This window comes from Pseudoalteromonas sp. Ps84H-4 (assembly GCF_024124645.1).
GTDB lineage: Bacteria > Pseudomonadota > Gammaproteobacteria > Enterobacterales > Alteromonadaceae > Pseudoalteromonas > Pseudoalteromonas lipolytica_C.
Genome location: NZ_JAMXSK010000001.1, coordinates 87,690 through 103,951, shown reverse-complemented (window position 1 = coordinate 103,951; position 16,262 = coordinate 87,690). Strand labels below are relative to the sequence as shown.

16 protein-coding genes are annotated in these 16,262 nt (G+C 40.2%); 9 read left to right on the top strand and 7 right to left on the bottom strand.

Going from position 1 to position 16,262, the window contains the following annotated elements; translation table 11 throughout:
- Nucleotides 1-1,944 carry an LTA synthase family protein gene (locus NH454_RS00475; RefSeq protein ID WP_253038032.1) on the bottom strand — a complete coding sequence of 648 codons (1,944 nt, stop codon included), beginning with the start codon at nt 1,942-1,944 and terminating at the stop codon, nt 1-3.
- Nucleotides 1,945-2,118: 174 nt separating this feature from the next.
- Here NH454_RS00475 and NH454_RS00470 point away from each other — a divergent pair, with 174 nt between their 5' ends.
- The 4 genes from NH454_RS00470 (at nt 2,119) to NH454_RS00455 (ending at nt 6,710) form a co-directional block, all read left to right on the top strand.
- Complete coding sequence (locus NH454_RS00470; RefSeq protein WP_135924044.1) at nt 2,119-2,793, top strand: response regulator transcription factor; 675 nt, start codon at nt 2,119-2,121, stop codon at nt 2,791-2,793.
- Complete coding sequence (locus NH454_RS00465; RefSeq protein ID WP_235383484.1) at nt 2,793-4,202, top strand: ATP-binding protein; 1,410 nt, start codon at nt 2,793-2,795, stop codon at nt 4,200-4,202. The genes NH454_RS00470 and NH454_RS00465 overlap by 1 nt, the downstream gene beginning before the upstream one ends.
- Before the next feature lie 78 nt (nt 4,203-4,280).
- Nucleotides 4,281-4,469 (top strand): DUF3185 family protein, encoded by a 189-nt coding sequence (locus NH454_RS00460; RefSeq protein ID WP_135924046.1) that lies wholly within the window; start codon nt 4,281-4,283, stop codon nt 4,467-4,469.
- 66 nt (nt 4,470-4,535) lie between these two features.
- Entirely contained in the window at nt 4,536-6,710 is a 2,175-nt protein-coding gene (locus NH454_RS00455; RefSeq protein ID WP_235383485.1) for an exonuclease domain-containing protein, read from the top strand.
- 28 nt (nt 6,711-6,738) lie between these two features.
- Here the strand turns inward: NH454_RS00455 and queC are convergent, their stop codons facing one another.
- Nucleotides 6,739-7,419, bottom strand: coding sequence for a 7-cyano-7-deazaguanine synthase QueC (gene queC, locus NH454_RS00450; protein WP_281546462.1), 681 nt, complete (start codon nt 7,417-7,419; stop codon nt 6,739-6,741).
- Between the two features lie 122 nt (nt 7,420-7,541).
- Here queC and queE point away from each other — a divergent pair, with 122 nt between their 5' ends.
- Together queE and NH454_RS00440 are read left to right on the top strand one after the other, a co-directional pair.
- Entirely contained in the window at nt 7,542-8,207 is a 666-nt protein-coding gene (gene queE / locus NH454_RS00445; protein ID WP_135924049.1) for a 7-carboxy-7-deazaguanine synthase QueE, read from the top strand.
- 299 nt (nt 8,208-8,506) lie between these two features.
- A complete protein-coding gene (locus tag NH454_RS00440) occupies nt 8,507-9,112 on the top strand; it encodes a peroxiredoxin C (RefSeq protein WP_135924050.1) in 606 nt (201 codons plus the stop codon).
- 68 nt (nt 9,113-9,180) lie between these two features.
- Here the strand turns inward: NH454_RS00440 and NH454_RS00435 are convergent, their stop codons facing one another.
- Both NH454_RS00435 and smpB read right to left on the bottom strand, forming a co-directional pair.
- The gene (locus tag NH454_RS00435) at nt 9,181-11,781 is read right to left on the bottom strand and encodes a TonB-dependent receptor (RefSeq protein ID WP_138556985.1); all 2,601 of its coding nucleotides are present in this window, start codon (nt 11,779-11,781) and stop codon (nt 9,181-9,183) included.
- A gap of 189 nt (nt 11,782-11,970) precedes the next feature.
- On the bottom strand, nt 11,971-12,450 hold the full coding sequence (gene smpB / locus NH454_RS00430; RefSeq protein WP_063700124.1) for an SsrA-binding protein SmpB: 480 nt from the start codon (nt 12,448-12,450) through the stop codon (nt 11,971-11,973).
- 133 nt (nt 12,451-12,583) lie between these two features.
- Between smpB and NH454_RS00425 the strand changes: the two genes are divergently transcribed.
- Together NH454_RS00425 and NH454_RS00420 are read left to right on the top strand one after the other, a co-directional pair.
- Entirely contained in the window at nt 12,584-13,024 is a 441-nt protein-coding gene (locus tag NH454_RS00425) for a type II toxin-antitoxin system RatA family toxin (RefSeq protein WP_135924052.1), read from the top strand.
- Complete coding sequence (locus tag NH454_RS00420; RefSeq protein ID WP_135924053.1) at nt 13,021-13,347, top strand: RnfH family protein; 327 nt, start codon at nt 13,021-13,023, stop codon at nt 13,345-13,347. The genes NH454_RS00425 and NH454_RS00420 overlap by 4 nt, the downstream gene beginning before the upstream one ends.
- Before the next feature lie 43 nt (nt 13,348-13,390).
- Here the strand turns inward: NH454_RS00420 and bamE are convergent, their stop codons facing one another.
- Nucleotides 13,391-13,753 carry an outer membrane protein assembly factor BamE gene (gene bamE / locus NH454_RS00415; protein WP_135924054.1) on the bottom strand — a complete coding sequence of 121 codons (363 nt, stop codon included), beginning with the start codon at nt 13,751-13,753 and terminating at the stop codon, nt 13,391-13,393.
- A gap of 117 nt (nt 13,754-13,870) precedes the next feature.
- Between bamE and NH454_RS00410 the strand changes: the two genes are divergently transcribed.
- On the top strand, nt 13,871-14,200 hold the full coding sequence (locus NH454_RS00410; RefSeq protein ID WP_235383487.1) for a GIY-YIG nuclease family protein: 330 nt from the start codon (nt 13,871-13,873) through the stop codon (nt 14,198-14,200).
- Here NH454_RS00410 and NH454_RS00405 read toward each other — a convergent pair.
- The gene (locus NH454_RS00405) at nt 14,189-15,100 is read right to left on the bottom strand and encodes a M28 family peptidase (protein ID WP_253038031.1); all 912 of its coding nucleotides are present in this window, start codon (nt 15,098-15,100) and stop codon (nt 14,189-14,191) included. The two genes, NH454_RS00410 and NH454_RS00405, sit on opposite strands and share 12 nt — an antisense overlap.
- Nucleotides 15,042-16,226 (bottom strand): tetratricopeptide repeat protein, encoded by a 1,185-nt coding sequence (locus NH454_RS00400; RefSeq protein ID WP_235383489.1) that lies wholly within the window; start codon nt 16,224-16,226, stop codon nt 15,042-15,044. Before NH454_RS00400 ends, NH454_RS00405 begins: the two co-directional genes overlap by 59 nt.
- Nucleotides 16,227-16,262 lie beyond the last annotated feature (36 nt).

Genomic DNA, 16,262 nt, shown 5'->3' with positions numbered 1-16,262 from the left:
CTATGATTTATTCGGTAAGCGATACAGCTTTTCGGTATAAGCAAGATTGCTAAATAAGACATGAGCCAGCGCTTTTTTGGCAAGATTTAAGTCAGTGGTGGGTTTATCAATGGCAACTTGGCTTTTATTGGTTGTGTCATAACGCCAATAACTCACTTTTTGGTTTGGCATTAGTATTACCGCCTCACCATTTTCTACATAAGCAAAGTTGTCGTAGTACTGCATCATGGCGCGCTCAACAGGGTATTGTTTAGTTAAGTCATAGCCAAGCATGGGAGTTGCTTGCCCTACACCTAATAAAGACAACAAAGTAGCAGGTAAGTCTATTTGGCTGACTAAGCGAGTATCGCGCTTTGCTTTTACATCACTGTTTAGGATCACAGCAGGAATATGGAAAGATTTAAGCGGTACAGGCTCTGAGCCAAACACCCGTACATCATGATCAGCAACCACTAAAAATACCGTGTCTTGCCAGTAATTTTGCGTTTTTGCCTTTGCGATGAATTTACCTAGTGCATAATCAGCGTATTTAATTGCTAGGTCGCGTTTGTAGTTTTCTGGGTCGTGGCCATCAGGTAGCGTTACTTTACCTTCTGGTATATCGAATGGGTCGTGGTTACTTGACGTAAACACAAGGCTGAAAAAAGGCTTGCCCGTTTTATTTAACTCGTTTAGCTCTTTATCAGCTTGATTAAACAAGTCTTCGTCGCTTACTCCCCAAGATGAGATAAACTCTGGGCTTTGTATGTCATTAATATCGACAATATCGCTAAAGCCATTCCCTAAGAAAAAGCTTTTCATGTTATCAAAATGGCTTTCACCGCCGTAGATAAATTGGGTGGTATAACCGGTGCGGGTTAATACATCGGCAAGAGAAAAAAAGTTGCGCTGTGATTTAGAAAGTTTTACCACAGAGCGTGAAGGGGAAGGAGTAAACCCAGTTGTAACTGCTTCGATACCACGAACAGAGCGTGTGCCAGTAGCGTATAAATTATCAAACCCCCAGCCTTGTTGATAAAGCTTATCTAGTTCAGGAGTCACGCCAATACCACCTAATTCACCAACAAAGCGTGCGCCTAAGCTTTCTTCTAAAATGATAACTAAATTCTTTTGTTTACCGGTGTTAAAAGGCAGGTTGTTAGCAAGAGTAGGAATACTCTCAGTGATAAATTGCTGTTTATAGGCGGCTTGCTTGACTGTTTGTAAAATTTCATTACGTGGCATGGTGCCATACAAACTACTGGCATTTTTTTCATTGCCCATATTTTTAATAGCAAATGCGACACTGTAAGTTGAATTAAGGGCCAAGGAGTTAACCAGCGAGTCACTTGAAAAGTACACTAACGCAGGATTTAACGGGCGATGACTTACAGTACCTCTTGCGCTAATTAAACAAACTAATAAGGTGGTAACGAGTATTACAACTTGGCTAACTTTTTTAGTGTTCTGTTGTTTACTAAATGCTGCGCTTATAAAGCGATACGTAAACACACAACTTAATGTTGCAATAATTAAGCTGCTTATCATAGCCAGCAGATGGCCATTTAACAGCATAGAGAATACTTCTTGAGGATAATCTAGGTATTCGACAAATAAGCGATTTGGTCGCACATCGTATTGGTTAATAAACGCGGGTGTCGAAGCCTCAACAACCACGATTAAAGTCACAACTAGGCTGCTATAAAGAGTAAAAGCATGTTGAAATAAAGCGGTCTTACTGCGCAAAAACACGTTAGCAAGTAACATCAAAACAGCTAAGGCTGATAAGTAACCAAGGCTACTCAAGTCGATTCTCAGGCCACCCATTAGCACCGCTAAGCTATCGCCATCAACGAGCCGTTGCTGTTGCCATAACAGCAAGCCAATTCTCGACAGCATAAAAACTGCCATTAATAATAAGGTAAAACGAAACAAAGGTTTTAAAACGGAGAGTTTTGCTGTCATAGTCGTACTTACTTAATCGAAACTACGGCAATAGTAGGAAGCAAAACTTAAGAAATCCTTATGGTAATCTTAATATTTTCTAAACCAGAAAAACTTCAGTAAATCTTAAGTGAATCTTAAGTTTGTTGGCGTAACCTGATGACGTAAAAGTGTTTTTACCTATTTGAGTAACATATGAAATTGTTAATTATTGAAGATTCAGTGTCATTAAGACGTAGTCTACGAATTGGCCTTGAAAACCTAGGTTTTACCATTGATGAAACTGGCGATGGTGCTGAAGGTTTGAGTATGGCAATGACAGGAGATTACGAATTAATCATACTCGACATTATGTTACCCAGCATTGATGGTATTACCCTATTACAAACAATTAGAGCAAAGCAGCTCGATGTGCGTGTGCTGATTTTATCTGCCAAGCAAGAGCCTGAAGACAAAGTGAAAGGGCTGCTGACAGGGGCCGATGACTACCTAACAAAACCATTTTCGTTTGATGAGCTTCATGCAAGGTTATTAAACTTGATGCGTCGCGGTGGCTTGAAAACAATCAGTGACGTGATCCGCATCGATAACCTGTCTTTGAACTTACAATTAAAACTGTTGCAAGTCGGTGACACTGTCATCGACCTTACACCCAACGAATACAAAATTGTTGAGTGCTTATTTAGTAATCAAAATAAAGTTATTACATCAGAAAAGTTAAGTACTTATATTGCTGGACAATATGACTTGGTTTCGAAAAACTCTATTGAGGCGCATTTATCATCGGCACGTAAAAAGGTTAGAGCGGCAGGTGGTGAGTTACCTATTCAAACCAAGCGCGGCTTTGGTTACATAATTCAAGGAAGGTGATGAAATCAATTCGCAGTAAATTAGTTTTTACTCTATCTATAGCTATAACAGGGCTTGTTTTAGGTATTTTATTAGCTACAGATATTGCCGTCGACAGCTGGATAGATAATGAGTTTAACCGTGGCTTACACTCAAAAGCTGGTATGCTAATGACACTGGTGCATGAGGACGACCAAGGGATAGGTTTTAACCACCCAGGTGAGTTTATGCCAGAGTTTGATGGCCGAGTTGAACCTGAGTATTTTCAAATGTGGACTGATGAGGGCGTACTTATTCGCTCACCAAGTCTTGATTTATTTCCAGTAAAGAGCCTTAAGTTTCAAGAACTAAAACTCGGTGAAGCGAAAATAATGACCACCCAGTTACCAGATGGTCGAGATGGACGGATCATTTATACTCGCTTTCAACCGCAGTTTGATCCACATTCGCACCACAGCTCTTATGATGGGGTGAGTAAGCCGAACTTTAAAACACTCACGTTGGCTTATGCCGCATCTTCCGAAGAAGTTGATTTTATATTATGGCTTATCGACATTATTTTTGTGGTAACCACAGTAACAGTCATTGTCTTTATTCGTTTATTTGTGCGTAAATCGGTCGACAGCTCGCTAGCACCACTCAATAAATTAAATCGTGATATAAGTAAGCTCAGTATCGCTGATAAAAACGCAATAATTGTCGTTGAAGAACCAGTTAAAGAGCTGCAGCCGATTGTAAATAGCTTAAATGCCTTTATTCAAGAAAATAGGCAGCTTTACTTTCGCGAAAAACGTTTAACCTCAGACATCGCTCACGAACTAAAAACCCCTATTGCTGAGCTAATCAACATGACCGAAGTGGCAATTCGTTTTCCTGATGAAAAAGAATTTGAAGCCGATTTTAAACCCGAGGTACTAAAAATTAGCCAACGGTTAAAAAGCATTGTGTCGAACTTATTGCTACTGCATAAATACAGTAATGAAGCCTTACCAAAACAAGACGCTTGTGATTTAAATCAGGTCATAATGCGCATTTTAGAAAAGTGCGATTTAGAGCGAGTTGAATTTGCACTTCAAGAAGATATACCGGCGATTGTTAGTAATCTATTTGCACTTGAATCAATCATCACCAACCTTGTCAATAACGCCAAACAATATAGCCCAGAAAAGAGCGTAGTGATTGTAAGTACGCAGTTGAATGACGAGGGTAAGTTGCAATTCTCTGTTACTAATGAATTAAAAGTATCCTTAACAGATGAAGATATTAGCCAGTTATTTGATCCACTATGGCAAAAAGACAGTGCCAGAACGTCTAATGATAACTTCGGTTTAGGTTTATCCATTGCCAAGGCGTTAAGTCGAGCAATTGGTGCAGAGCTTCATGTTTCGTTAAGTGGGCAAAACATAATCTTTAGTTTGATTATTGCTTAAGGTTTTGCAGCTAATTATTTTATGTGCAAAACTGTTCGTACTAACATGTAATAAAAAACAACAATAAGGAACAACACAATGGGAAAAATTATAGGGATTGCTTTAATTGTTATTGGTGTAGCACTCGCGGTTTGGGGTTACAACGTGTATGACTCGGCGAGTGCGCAAATTAGCCGAACTTTTAGCGGCGATACGCCGATTGAAGCTTGGTTAGGTATGGTGGGTGGCGCAATTTGCGCGGTTGTGGGTATTTTAAAAGTTAAATAGCCTCAAATATTGAAATCGCTTAGCTAATACCCGATACTGTAATTATATACAGTGTCGGGTTTGGCTATGAAAACACAATTACCAGCAAAATATTATTTAAGTCACTTCTTTGAGCTTGCTGAGTTTATTCAATCTCAGTGCAGGCATCTGCTTTTAGCAGAGCAGCAGCAATTTCTTAAAAAACTCCTTCAACTTGATGAGCAAAGCTTGTGTACTTTGCTGCGTATTTATTCTCGTAAGCCAAAAATTGTCGCATTGTCATCATTAAATTATGAAGAGATCCCTAATCTTCACGGTGCTATTTTTAAGTTAAAACAACAAGGACTGGTAGCGCATCCTAACAACGACGAATTAGATCTATTGCTTGAACATTTAACAAAGCCAACCCTGTTAACCTTATTAGCAAACGATGCGTTAATGGCAACTCAAGCTGATTACAAAAAGTCAGCCAGTAAACAGAGCTTAACCCAACTGTGTAAACAACATATCGATCGTAGCCACGCTGATTTAGAGGCATTGTTTAGTCAGTTTGTAGTTAATAGCCGAGACCAATATTATGAATATTTTGAGTTTTTATACAGTGGCCGACTGAGTGGCGGCGATATAAATCATCAAAACCGATTTGTGATGCGTGACTTAGGAATTGCAAAAGTGCGTAGCGATGTCAGCGAGAGCTTATCGCGTTTTCAAACGCTAGCCGAGGCACAAACACATTATCAATTAAACCAATTACGCATGCAGTTTAAGCAAAGCGAGTCACAAACACAGTATCAAAACTTAGCCCATGCGCTTTTAGCTATCAGCTGTGAAGATGAACTAGCCCAGAGTATTAAAAATAAGTTACTTATTCGCCTATACAAACAACTCAAAGAGCATAACTTAGCATTTGCATTTGAGTTACTTGAGCACTGTGAAGGCAGCAGTGAAGCGCAAGAGCTAGCTATTCGCCAGCGTTATAAGCAAGGAGATAAAGACTGGGTTGAGCAAAAGCTTGAAAGTATTATTCAAGACCCACTTGATGATGGCATTTTGTATTTTGCTGAAGATTTTTTACAGCGTAAATATAACAAGCAACAACGTTCACGCTTAACACAAATGCTCATGGATACAGAGCATCAATTAGAGGTTGATGATATTTACCGTGGCGATGTAGAGCAAGGAGTGTGCGAGCACTATCAACAGCTTGGTAACACGGTATTTTTTACTGAGAATAACCTTTGGTTGAGCTTCTTTACCTTAACGTTTTGGCAAGAGCTTTTTATAGAGACTCCGCACCCGCCGTGTAATGAATTTGATATTTACCCAAAGGTGTTGCAGGCTGATTGCTTTTACACTTTGCAACAAACACAAATTGAGCAAAAGCTTGCAAATTTCACTAGCAATGAAGCCTTGTATAAACATGTCTGCAAAAATGCAGGGCAGTTTTACGAAACACCTAATGGTGTTTTTATGTGGCATAGCGATATTTTAGAGCCGCTAGAGGTATTAATAAAACACAGCCCGCTTGCAAATTTAAAAGCGCATTTATTACAAATGTCAAAAACCTTTAAGCAGCTAAAAGACGGTTACCCAGACTTGATGGTGCTAAAAGGGGATAAGCTCACCTTTGAAGAAGTAAAAGCCCCTGGCGACAAACTAAGACGTAACCAACTTGTCAGTATTGAGGTGTTAAAACAGCAGGGCTTTGCAGTAAAGATCGTCGCAGTAAATTGGTTTAATGATCCGAACCGTATTTATAGTGTCGTTGATATAGAAACCACGGGTGGCGTACAAGGTAATAATAAAATCACCGAAATTGCAGTTGTGCAGTTACAAGCGGGCGAAGTGATAAAGCAATGGGCAAGTTTAATCAATCCTGAGCGAAGTATTCCTGCCTTTATCACTAAGCTAACAGGAATTAATGCTGCGATGGTGCGTGATGCTCCTCGCTTTGAAGAGGTTGCCGATACACTGCGTTCACTTTTAAAAGGCAGTGTTTTTGTTGCCCATAATGTGAATTTTGATTACGGTTTTATTCGCAAAGAATACAGTGCAATCGGGCAGGGCTTTAAAATGCCAAAGCTATGTACAGTGGTTGAGTCGCGCAAAGCATTTCCAAAGCTTAAGTCTTATTCACTCGGTAATTTAGCGGCACATTTTGAATTGAATTTAACTAATCATCACCGAGCATTAGCCGATGCGACTGCCACTGCAGAGCTGCTAAAACTTATCCAACAAACACAATCAAAAAAGGCGAGTTAATCTCGCCTTTTAAACTTAAACGTTATGGTTATTCGTACTCGATAGGGTCGGTAACGTTATTTAATGCGAAAGCTTCTAAGCGTTCTTGGCAGGCACCACATTTGCCACAGGCTTTGTCGCGGCCGTTGTAACAGGTCCATGTTTGGCTGTAATCAAGACCCATTTTTAAACCGTCTGTTAAAATGTCGATTTTGGTATTGTTTAAGTACGGGCTGAAAATCTCAACAGCGTCGTAATTAGCAATACGGCAAACATCATCCATTTTTTGCACAAACTCAGGGCGACAATCAGGATAAATAGCATGATCGCCTGAGTGCGCACCGTAATAAACTTTGCTGGCTTTTAAAGACACCGCATAACCCACAGCAAGTGAAAGTAAGATCATGTTGCGGTTAGGCACAATTGTGCTCTTCATGCTTTCTTCTTCGTAGTGACCTTCTGGCACGTCAATATCGTCGGTCAGTGATGAACCACCAATCAATTGGTTGATCGCTGAAATATCAACAATTTTATGTGGAACACCTAATTTTTCACATACTTGAGCGGCAACTTTAAGCTCTTTAACATGACGCTGGCCGTAGTCGAACGACAGGGCATACACTTCGTGGCCTTGTTGCAGGGCTTTATTTAATACGGTAAACGAGTCCATACCGCCGGAATAAATAACAACTACTTTTTGCGTCATAACTGTTTTGCTCTTACTTTTGATAGAGGTTTACTTCAGGGCGCGATATACTACACGGCTCGGGCCTAAATAACAATTTTTGCCAGTGTTTTTGGTTTATCTGATGGTATGTATTTTATACCGTCGTGTCGTAAGTGAGATGTCTTTTGTACAAAATTAACGAAGTGTTTGAAACAATTCAAGGTGAAGCGAGTTTTACGGGTACACCTTCAATCTTTTTACGTTTACAAGGCTGCCCTGTAGGCTGTGCTTGGTGTGATACGAAGCAAACATGGGATGTTGATAATGTATATAAAGTGTCTCTTGATGACACGGTCGAGAAAAAAGCGGATTCTGATCATTGGGCAGAAGCATCAGCAGAGCAAGTATTAGCATTATTTAAAGAACGTGGCTATAACGCTAAACATGTGGTGATCACCGGTGGTGAGCCTTGCATGTACGACCTAAATCCAGTGTGTGAATTATTACATGCAAACGGCTACTCAACTCAAATTGAAACCAGCGGCACATTTGAGATTTTAGCGCCTGAGCAAACATGGGTGACCGTATCACCAAAGATTAATATGCGTGGTGGCTATAAAGTACTGCGCAGTGCGATGCAGCGTGCTGATGAAATTAAGCATCCTGTTGCAATGCAAAAGCATGTTGAAGAGCTTGAAGACTTATTCTTAAAAACGGGTGTGAATCCACGTTTAGTGTACCTTCAACCAATTAGTCAAAAGCAGTCAGCGACCAAACTTGCTATTGAAACATGTATTGAGAAAAATTGGCGTTTATCAGTTCAGGTGCATAAGTACTTAGGGATTAGTTAGCTTCCGATGTACTGATTAAAGATGCGTGTTGTGCTCTGTAGAATATATCTTTGAGAGGGCACGCTCTACTCTTTAGTCAGTTGTACATTCATTAATATTCAATGGATAATGAGTAACTTAGCTAAATCAATTTTTCCGATTGGTGATATCGATATTTCCGATTGTTCATTTCTCTGTAACCTCTTTAAACTATCTTACAAAATATCAGTGCTTACTCTTGGTTTTTAGTTTTTTGGAACCATATAAAGGTAAGTATTGCTTATGCAATTGGAAATAAACTCAAATATTTGGAGATAAAAATGGGTGTATTAGTTGGCCGTCAGGCACCAGACTTTACTGCAGCAGCTGTTCTAGGTAACGGTGAAATCGTTGAAAACTTCAACCTAAAAGAAACTATCAAAGGTAAAAAAGCAGTTATCTTCTTTTACCCGTTAGACTTCACTTTCGTTTGTCCTTCAGAGTTAATCGCTTTCGACAAGCGTTTTGAAGAGTTCCAAAAGCGTGGCGTTGAAGTAATCGGTGTTTCTATCGATTCACAATTCTCACACAATGCATGGCGTAACACTGCCGTTGCTGACGGTGGTATTGGTCAAGTTAAATATGCACTAGTTGCAGACGTTAAACACGAAATCTGTAAAGCATACGACGTTGAGCACCCAGAAGCTGGTGTTGCTTTCCGTGGTTCTTTCCTAATCGACGAAGAAGGTAACGTACGTCACCAAGTAGTTAACGACCTTCCACTAGGCCGTAACATCGACGAAATGATCCGCATGGTTGACGCGCTAGCGTTCCACAGCGAGCACGGTGAAGTATGTCCGGCAGGTTGGACTGAAGGTAAAAAAGGTATGGATGCAAGCCCTGAAGGTGTTGCTAAATTCCTTTCTGAAAACGAAGGCGACCTATAATTTAGGCCTTTGTTAGCGAATTAAAAAACCCGCCAATTGGCGGGTTTTTGTTTTTAAGCTCAACGAGATTAATTAAAGCGCATTGTTAGCTTAGTATAGAAATAACGACCACGTGGGTTATGTACGCTCGATACATAGCCATATAAGTCGCCATCACCATCGCCGATCGCGAACGGAGGATCTTCATCAAATACGTTATTCACACCCACAGATAGTTTGATTTTATCTGAGAAGTTATACGCAGTTTGTAAATCAACCAGTGTTTGCGAATCAACCATACGTGATGTGTTGCTATCAAAGTCTAAGTTTCCATCAAAGTCGATGTCTGGTGTATCTTCAAACTCGCCTGTGTAGCTAACGTTCACATTGGTATTGAAGTCACCCATTTCCCAATTTGTTGAGAAAATCCAACGGTTTTCAGGGTAACGGTACTCGCCTGTGTAATCGCGACCATCTTTTTTAAATTCGTTTTGGTATGCCCATTCTAAATTGAATTTTAAGAAGCCGTAATCGTTCATAGCATGAGTGTAGTTTGCCGACACATCAACACCCGATACTTCTTGCGATGAAACGTTTTCAAAGGTGCTGTAAACTTTTTGGATTACACCTAAACTTTGACCATTTTGTGGTGCTAAACGCACACACACAGTGCTGTTTTGATCGTTACAGTTGTTATCATAGATAGGGCCGAACTCTTGTTCGTCTATCTTATTATCTTGTGTAATGCTCCATACATCGATTCCAAAGCCAAACTCAGCGGTTGGTGCCCAAATGAAGCCCACGTTCCATGACTCTGATTCTTCAGCTTCAAGGTTCGGGTTACCCGCAAATTGGATATTGTAATCTAGAGCATTACAATCCTGTCCCGTTGCCTGACAACGATAAGTATCTACAAAGAACTGACTTTCTTCAGATGGACCTAAACCAATTTGTGCCAGTGAAGGAGCACGGAAACCTTGAGCCCAAGAACCACGCACAGTAATTGAATCTGTTGGTGCCCAGCGCACAGCTACTTTAGGGTTTGTTGTTGAACCAAAGTCACTGTAATCATCGTAACGACCTGCTAATTGCAGCTCTAAGTTTTCTGCTAACGGAATTGAAAACTCAATATAAGCAGCATACTGATCGCGCTCTGCTGCAGCCGATACAGACTCAGTACCAAAGATTAACCCGCGTTGGAATTGGTCATCTGGAATATCGCTCACATCTTCTTCACGGTATTCAATACCTGCAGCCATCATCACTACATCATCGCCAAAGCTAAATGCTTCACCACTGATATTTGCATCAAATGATGTCATGTGAGATTCGCCGCGGCGAACTAAGCTTGTGGTAATACGATCAATAACTGCTTGGTCATTATAGGTGCCACCGAATGGGTTATAGTTACCTGCGTCAATTTCTTGTTGTAAGAAATCAGTGCGCACCCAACCTTGGCTTCTATCACCTGTTTGCATTGATTTACTACGGCCTTTTTGAACTGCCGCTTCCCAGCTCCAGTCACTGATCTCACCTCTTAAACCAGCAACAAAACGTAATGTATCTGACTCAATGTCCCATTGACGAGGGCCTGCATCTACCGTTCTGTAGCGACCAATCTCGATATCTTGGCCAAATGGGTTATTTGGATGACTTGCTGGCACTGTTAAGCCTGCATCTTCATCAAGAGGGGTAGGGGCACCAGCTGCTTGCGATGTATTATGTTGTACAGCCACTTCTAAGAAAGCTGAAATACCGTTATCAAAGTTGTATTCAAACTGTGATATAGCACCAACACGCTCTGACGCCGGAGTTACATAACCAAATGGACCGTAGTCAAATAAACAGCTCCCACTTGCTGTGGCATTTTCTGCCGGGCATGCAGGGTCAATTGTTTTTTCTCCATCTACGTAAAAGTAGCCAGGGAAGCCACGCGATGAACGAAAATCCATGCCGCCATAAGGTTCTTGATTTGCAGTACCTAAGCGACCCATTTCATCAGAAGACAGCGCTGTGTTGTTAAAGTAGTCAATAATGATTGATGCACTGCTTTTTTCAGTACTCGTACCCCAAACTAGGCTTGCCGTTTTTTCTTCGTAGTTAGGACCATCAGTACCGCCGTAACCTAGGTTTACTTCCAGGCCATTGATATCTTTCTTTAAGATGATATTAACTACACCTGCAACTGCATCAGAACCATAAATTGCTGATGCGCCATCCTTTAAAATATCGATACGCTCAATAGCAGAGACTGGGATTGAGTTGATATCAACAAATGAATTGGTAATGCTTTCTGCAAAGGCACTAATAGATACACGGCGGCCATTAATTAGTACCAGTGTTGCATCTGAACCTAAGCCACGAAGACTCACTGCAGCGGCACCATTTGCTGTTGAGTCTTGGTTATTACCGCGCGTAGAGAAAGTTCCATTACCTGCAACTGGCATACGCTCCAATAGTTGCTGTAGATTGTCGTAACCCATATTGTCGATATCAGCACGACTAATAGATTGTACCGGTGAAGGGCCTTCAATATCAGAGCGCTTAATGCGAGAACCTGTAACTTCAATACGCTCGACCTTTTCAGCTCCATCTGATTGTGCGGCAACAGACATAAAACTTGTGCCACTTAACGCTGCAATTGTAAATGCATAGAGAGGTCGCTGTATAAAGCGGTGGGTGTTCTTCATAAATTTCAATCCTTGTTTAATTGTGAAAGTATTGTGAAAATATCACAGTAAAGATTGATATCATGTAAATGATATTGTTTGAAATAGCAAAAAAGTATGGGTTTTTAGAAAGGGTATTGATTTATTTGTAAAAAGCGAGAGTTTATAAGGGATAAGAGCCTAACCTTAAGTTAGGCTCAAAGAGCAGAATTATGCTTTATGTTTCATTAGGCGTTCTTTTTCACGCGCCCAATCTTTGTTTTTTCCGTCTTCGCGTTTGTCGTGCATCTTTTTACCTTTAGCAAGGTGGAACTCCAACTTCACCCAGCATTTTTTCCAGTACATTGCAGTTGCGATTAAAGAAAACCCATCGCGTTCTGTGGCACCGATAAGACGATCGATTTCACGCTTATTTAAAAGTAACTTACGATAACGAAGAGGATCGCAAATCACGTGAGTAGAAGCACTATTGAGTGGCTGAATTTGACTGCCAAGTAAAAATGCTTCGCCGTTTTTAATATGAATATAAGTCTCAGAGATGTTTACTTTACCAGCTCGGATACTTTTTACTTCCCAGCCCTGTAGTTCAACCCCTGCTTCGAACTTATCGTGTAAAAAATACTCATGGCGCGCTTTTTTGTTAAGCGCGATGGTATTACTTGTCGATTTAGATGATTTTTTCTTAGCCATAGTGGCTCATATTATACGTAAAAACAGCGTTTTTACATCGCTTTTTTAAGGCTTTGCATAAATTTTCACGCTACTAAAATTTGGGGAAATAGCCAAAGCTTGCTAAAATTCGCCGACACAGTTGGGAGTGAATATGCCGCAGATAGAAAAAAGTGCGCTGGTAATGTACAGCAGTAAAGAAATGTTTGATCTTGTGAACGATGTAGATGCGTACCCAGAGTTTTTGCCGCATTGCTCTGATGCGAAGATAATTGCACAACAAACCAGCGGCATGACAGCAAGCTTAGAGATCTCGAAAGCAGGTTTGAAAAAGTGGTTCACCACCGAAAATACCTTTATTGATGAGCAAACGGTTACGCTACGCTTAGTGGATGGGCCGTTTAAAAAGCTACAGGGTAAATGGCAGTTTTTACCTCTAGATGAGCAAGCATGCAAAGTGCACTTACATTTAGAGTTTGAATTTGCCAGTAAACTAATTGAGCTTGCTTTTGGTAAAATATTTAACGAAGTTGCTAAAAATATGGTGAATGCGTTTACTCAGCGCGCGAAAACTGTTTACGGAGCACGCACATGATTACTGTTGAAGTTGTATATGCGCTACCTACCACAGCGACAAGTTTACTTGTTGAAGTACCAGTAGGGACTAGTGCAGAGCAGGCGGTGATAAAGTCAGGTATTTTTGACAAATGTCCTGAAATCGATGCTAACAATTTAACATTAGGGATCTGGAATCGAACCTGCAAATTAAATCAGCAGGTTAAGGATGGCGACAGAATAGAGATTTATCGCCCATTAATTGCAGATCCAAAAGATGCACGCAGACGCCGAGCAGAAAAAGCAAAAGAAGAAGGCCGAGCAAACAAAGTAACGGGCGGTCGTCCTTTAAATAAAGCATAACAAAAAGGGTAGCTAAGCTACCCTTTTTGTTAAGTGTGATTCGTTACTCTTGCTCGAGCGGTGTATTGAATTCACTTGGCTGTTCATAATCACCTGAAAGTGAAACCAGTTTATCGTTTTCAAAGTTAAGCGTTAGTGATTTACGCTGTTCGTTACTACGACCAATATTAAATACATAAAGATAATGCCATGTATTATTGTCGAATGAATCTTCAGCTACTGGTTTACCAAGTACATAAAGAACTTGTTCGCGTGTCATATTGACGCGAAGTTTATCAACGTCAGATTGCTCTAAAAAGTTACCTTGTGGAATATTGATACGGTAAACCCAGCTTGAACACCCTGCTGTAGCACTTAAAGTAAGGGTAAGTACTAACCAAAAAGAAAAAGTTTTAAACGACTGCATTATTTGTTTGAATCCTTATTTTTTATACACTGCATGATACCGATTAGTCACAGAAGGTAAAACCCTTTTCAGTAATTGTTTTTACTGAAATGCGATTAACAATCACGAGGCACAAATTTGACCACAGATAATACAGAAAGTTTACCCGATCCAATAAAAAATAGCGATAACTCAGATGCTTCATGGCATTTGTATATTGTTCAGACTCGTTTAGGGCATTGGTATACGGGGATCAGTACCAATGTGCAAAAACGTTTTGAAGCCCACCAAGCTGGCAAAGGTGCGAAAAATTTAAAAGGCAAAGGGCCGCTTAAATTAATTTACCAACAGCAAGTGGGTAGTCGCAGTGAGGCAAGTAAATTTGAGTGTCGCGTAAAAAAGCTCACTAAGGCGCAAAAAATAGAGTTTGTAGCCACATCTAAATTACCTACTAAGTTAGTCGGTTAGCTTGTCCATAAATTCAGCTATTTTTTGAATAGCGTGTTCATATAAATCGAAATTGATGTGTGCAATCGTATCAGTGCTTTGATGATGGTGCTTATCATGACCCATACCAAAGTAAATATAAGGAATGTCAGCTTTAGCAAAAGAGTAGTGGTCACTTGCCTTAAGCCAGTTAACTTTTAAATCAAACAAACGGTTTAAATAGTGCGAAGAACTTGTTGCTATAAACCGTATTTTCTCGTCAGACAGTGAGTTTATGGCGTTTTTGTACTGCGATTGATGATTTAAAAATGCGATCATACGCGGTTTGTGCTGATTAACCACCAACATGTCTAAGTTAATGTTCAGCTTTACGTTGCTAGGATTTAATGTAGAAACGAAGTAATCACTACCATGTAAGCCATTTTCTTCTGCATCTGTAGCAACAAACACAAGCTTATATGGGGATGTTTTCTCAGCAAAAATGGCTGCTATATAAAGAAGGGCTGCAACACCACTGGCATTATCATTAGCTCCAGGGTAAAGACGACTGCCTTGTAAACCTAAGTGATCGTAATGTGCGGTTAACACGATTAATTTGCACGATTGGCAGCTGTTTGGCTGAACGGCAATAATGTTACTAGCTTGGGGTTGCTGGTAAAAGGTGCCCGAGTAGTGAAAGTCTTGGCGTTGAATTTGATAACCAAGGTCACTAAATCGCTGGGTAATATATTCTGCAGCCCGCTTAGCACCAACAGTATTCGTTTTTCGGCCATAAAACTGGTTTGAAGTAAGAGTCGCTATATCGTGTTCAAGCTGTTTCTTTGAGCTTGCATTGACTTGAAAACAGCAAAAGTAAATTAAACTAGTCGTGATAAGACAGTTTTGCAGTATGTGAACGAAGCGCGCGTAGCTTGCTTTCATAGCGTTTTTTATCTTCCTCAAAGTCAGCTTTATCGTTAGCCATGGTTAAATATTTTTTAGCCAGTTTTAAATCGCCAAGTTGATAATAAGTTCGTGCTAAACCAAAATCGGTATCATGTAATTTTGGGTCAAGCTCACGGGCTTTTCTGTAATGCTTGATAGCATCTCTATAGCGTTTTGTTGTATAGGCATCATTGCCAAGCGAAATATGATAATACGGGTTTGCTTGGCGTTTTTTGTCGAGCATAGCTAAAATTTCGCGACCTTGCTGTACTCTGTCAGTTAAATTATAAAGCCGAGCTAAATTGCCAAGAGCAGTGTTGTTGTCTGAGTTTAAGGTGATTGCATATTGATACGCTGTTTCTGCACGCTGAAAATCATTGTTAAGCCTAAAAAGTACCCCAAGATTTCCCCATGCACCAGAGTATTTATAGTCCGCATTAATCGCAGCTAAATAATAACTGTAAGCAAGGTCATAGTCATTTTTCAGCATTGCTGAAACACCTTTGTTGTTGTAGAACATTGCGGTGATTCGGGCTTTATTAATGTTAGTTGTTCTAAATGCTTCTTGGCGACTATTCGGATCAAAATCGATAATAATTGCCCGTTCTTGTGGGTAAATCACCTTATGATTTACGGATGCTTTGTTGCTTTCTTTTACTTTTAAGTTTATGTGGCCTGTTAGCAAATTAAAGCCGTTATTGAGGGCCCAATATTCAGGTATATGAACTTGTTGAAATTGCCCTTCGAGCCCGAGGTGCTCAGCTAAGCTGTAGGCTAATATTGATAGCGATAAACAGTTTGCATTTAAATTGGCATAGCTTTGACCTGCCGTAAGTGTTGCACCTGATTGATATGAAAGTGACGAGTCTCCATTTTTAAGCAAAAAATAAAGTAACTTTTTGGCATTTTGTAACGTTCGAGCTTCTTTAGGAAAGGAAGTGTTGAGCTGCTCTTTAATTTGAGGGGTTAATGCAAATATCTGCTCTTGGCTTTCGACCTCAGATACAATGAATTCGTTGGCTTGTGTTAACGACAGCGGTGGGGGAACTAAGTTAGTTTGTGTACTATTGCAAGCGGTTAAAAAACTCAGACTCGATATTAAAGCAACGGTAATTGTTTTCATCTGACCCTCTAAATTCATGGCCTAATACTATTTAAG

What these genes read in the sequence shown, in the direction of transcription:
- NH454_RS00405 (WP_253038031.1), bottom strand. Translation starts at nt 15,100, where the DNA reads ATGAAAGCAAGCTACGCGCGCTTCGTTCACATACTGCAAAACTGTCTT.
- NH454_RS00435 (WP_138556985.1), bottom strand. Translation starts at nt 11,781, where the DNA reads ATGAAGAACACCCACCGCTTTATACAGCGACCTCTCTATGCATTTACA.
- NH454_RS00460 (WP_135924046.1), top strand. Translation starts at nt 4,281, where the DNA reads ATGGGAAAAATTATAGGGATTGCTTTAATTGTTATTGGTGTAGCACTC.
- NH454_RS00420 (WP_135924053.1), top strand. Translation starts at nt 13,021, where the DNA reads ATGATTACTGTTGAAGTTGTATATGCGCTACCTACCACAGCGACAAGT.
- NH454_RS00475 (WP_253038032.1), bottom strand. Translation starts at nt 1,944, where the DNA reads ATGACAGCAAAACTCTCCGTTTTAAAACCTTTGTTTCGTTTTACCTTA.
- NH454_RS00440 (WP_135924050.1), top strand. Translation starts at nt 8,507, where the DNA reads ATGGGTGTATTAGTTGGCCGTCAGGCACCAGACTTTACTGCAGCAGCT.
- NH454_RS00425 (WP_135924052.1), top strand. Translation starts at nt 12,584, where the DNA reads ATGCCGCAGATAGAAAAAAGTGCGCTGGTAATGTACAGCAGTAAAGAA.
- NH454_RS00400 (WP_235383489.1), bottom strand. Translation starts at nt 16,226, where the DNA reads ATGAAAACAATTACCGTTGCTTTAATATCGAGTCTGAGTTTTTTAACC.
- bamE (WP_135924054.1), bottom strand. Translation starts at nt 13,753, where the DNA reads ATGCAGTCGTTTAAAACTTTTTCTTTTTGGTTAGTACTTACCCTTACT.
- NH454_RS00455 (WP_235383485.1), top strand. Translation starts at nt 4,536, where the DNA reads ATGAAAACACAATTACCAGCAAAATATTATTTAAGTCACTTCTTTGAG.
- NH454_RS00465 (WP_235383484.1), top strand. Translation starts at nt 2,793, where the DNA reads ATGAAATCAATTCGCAGTAAATTAGTTTTTACTCTATCTATAGCTATA.
- NH454_RS00470 (WP_135924044.1), top strand. Translation starts at nt 2,119, where the DNA reads ATGAAATTGTTAATTATTGAAGATTCAGTGTCATTAAGACGTAGTCTA.
- smpB (WP_063700124.1), bottom strand. Translation starts at nt 12,450, where the DNA reads ATGGCTAAGAAAAAATCATCTAAATCGACAAGTAATACCATCGCGCTT.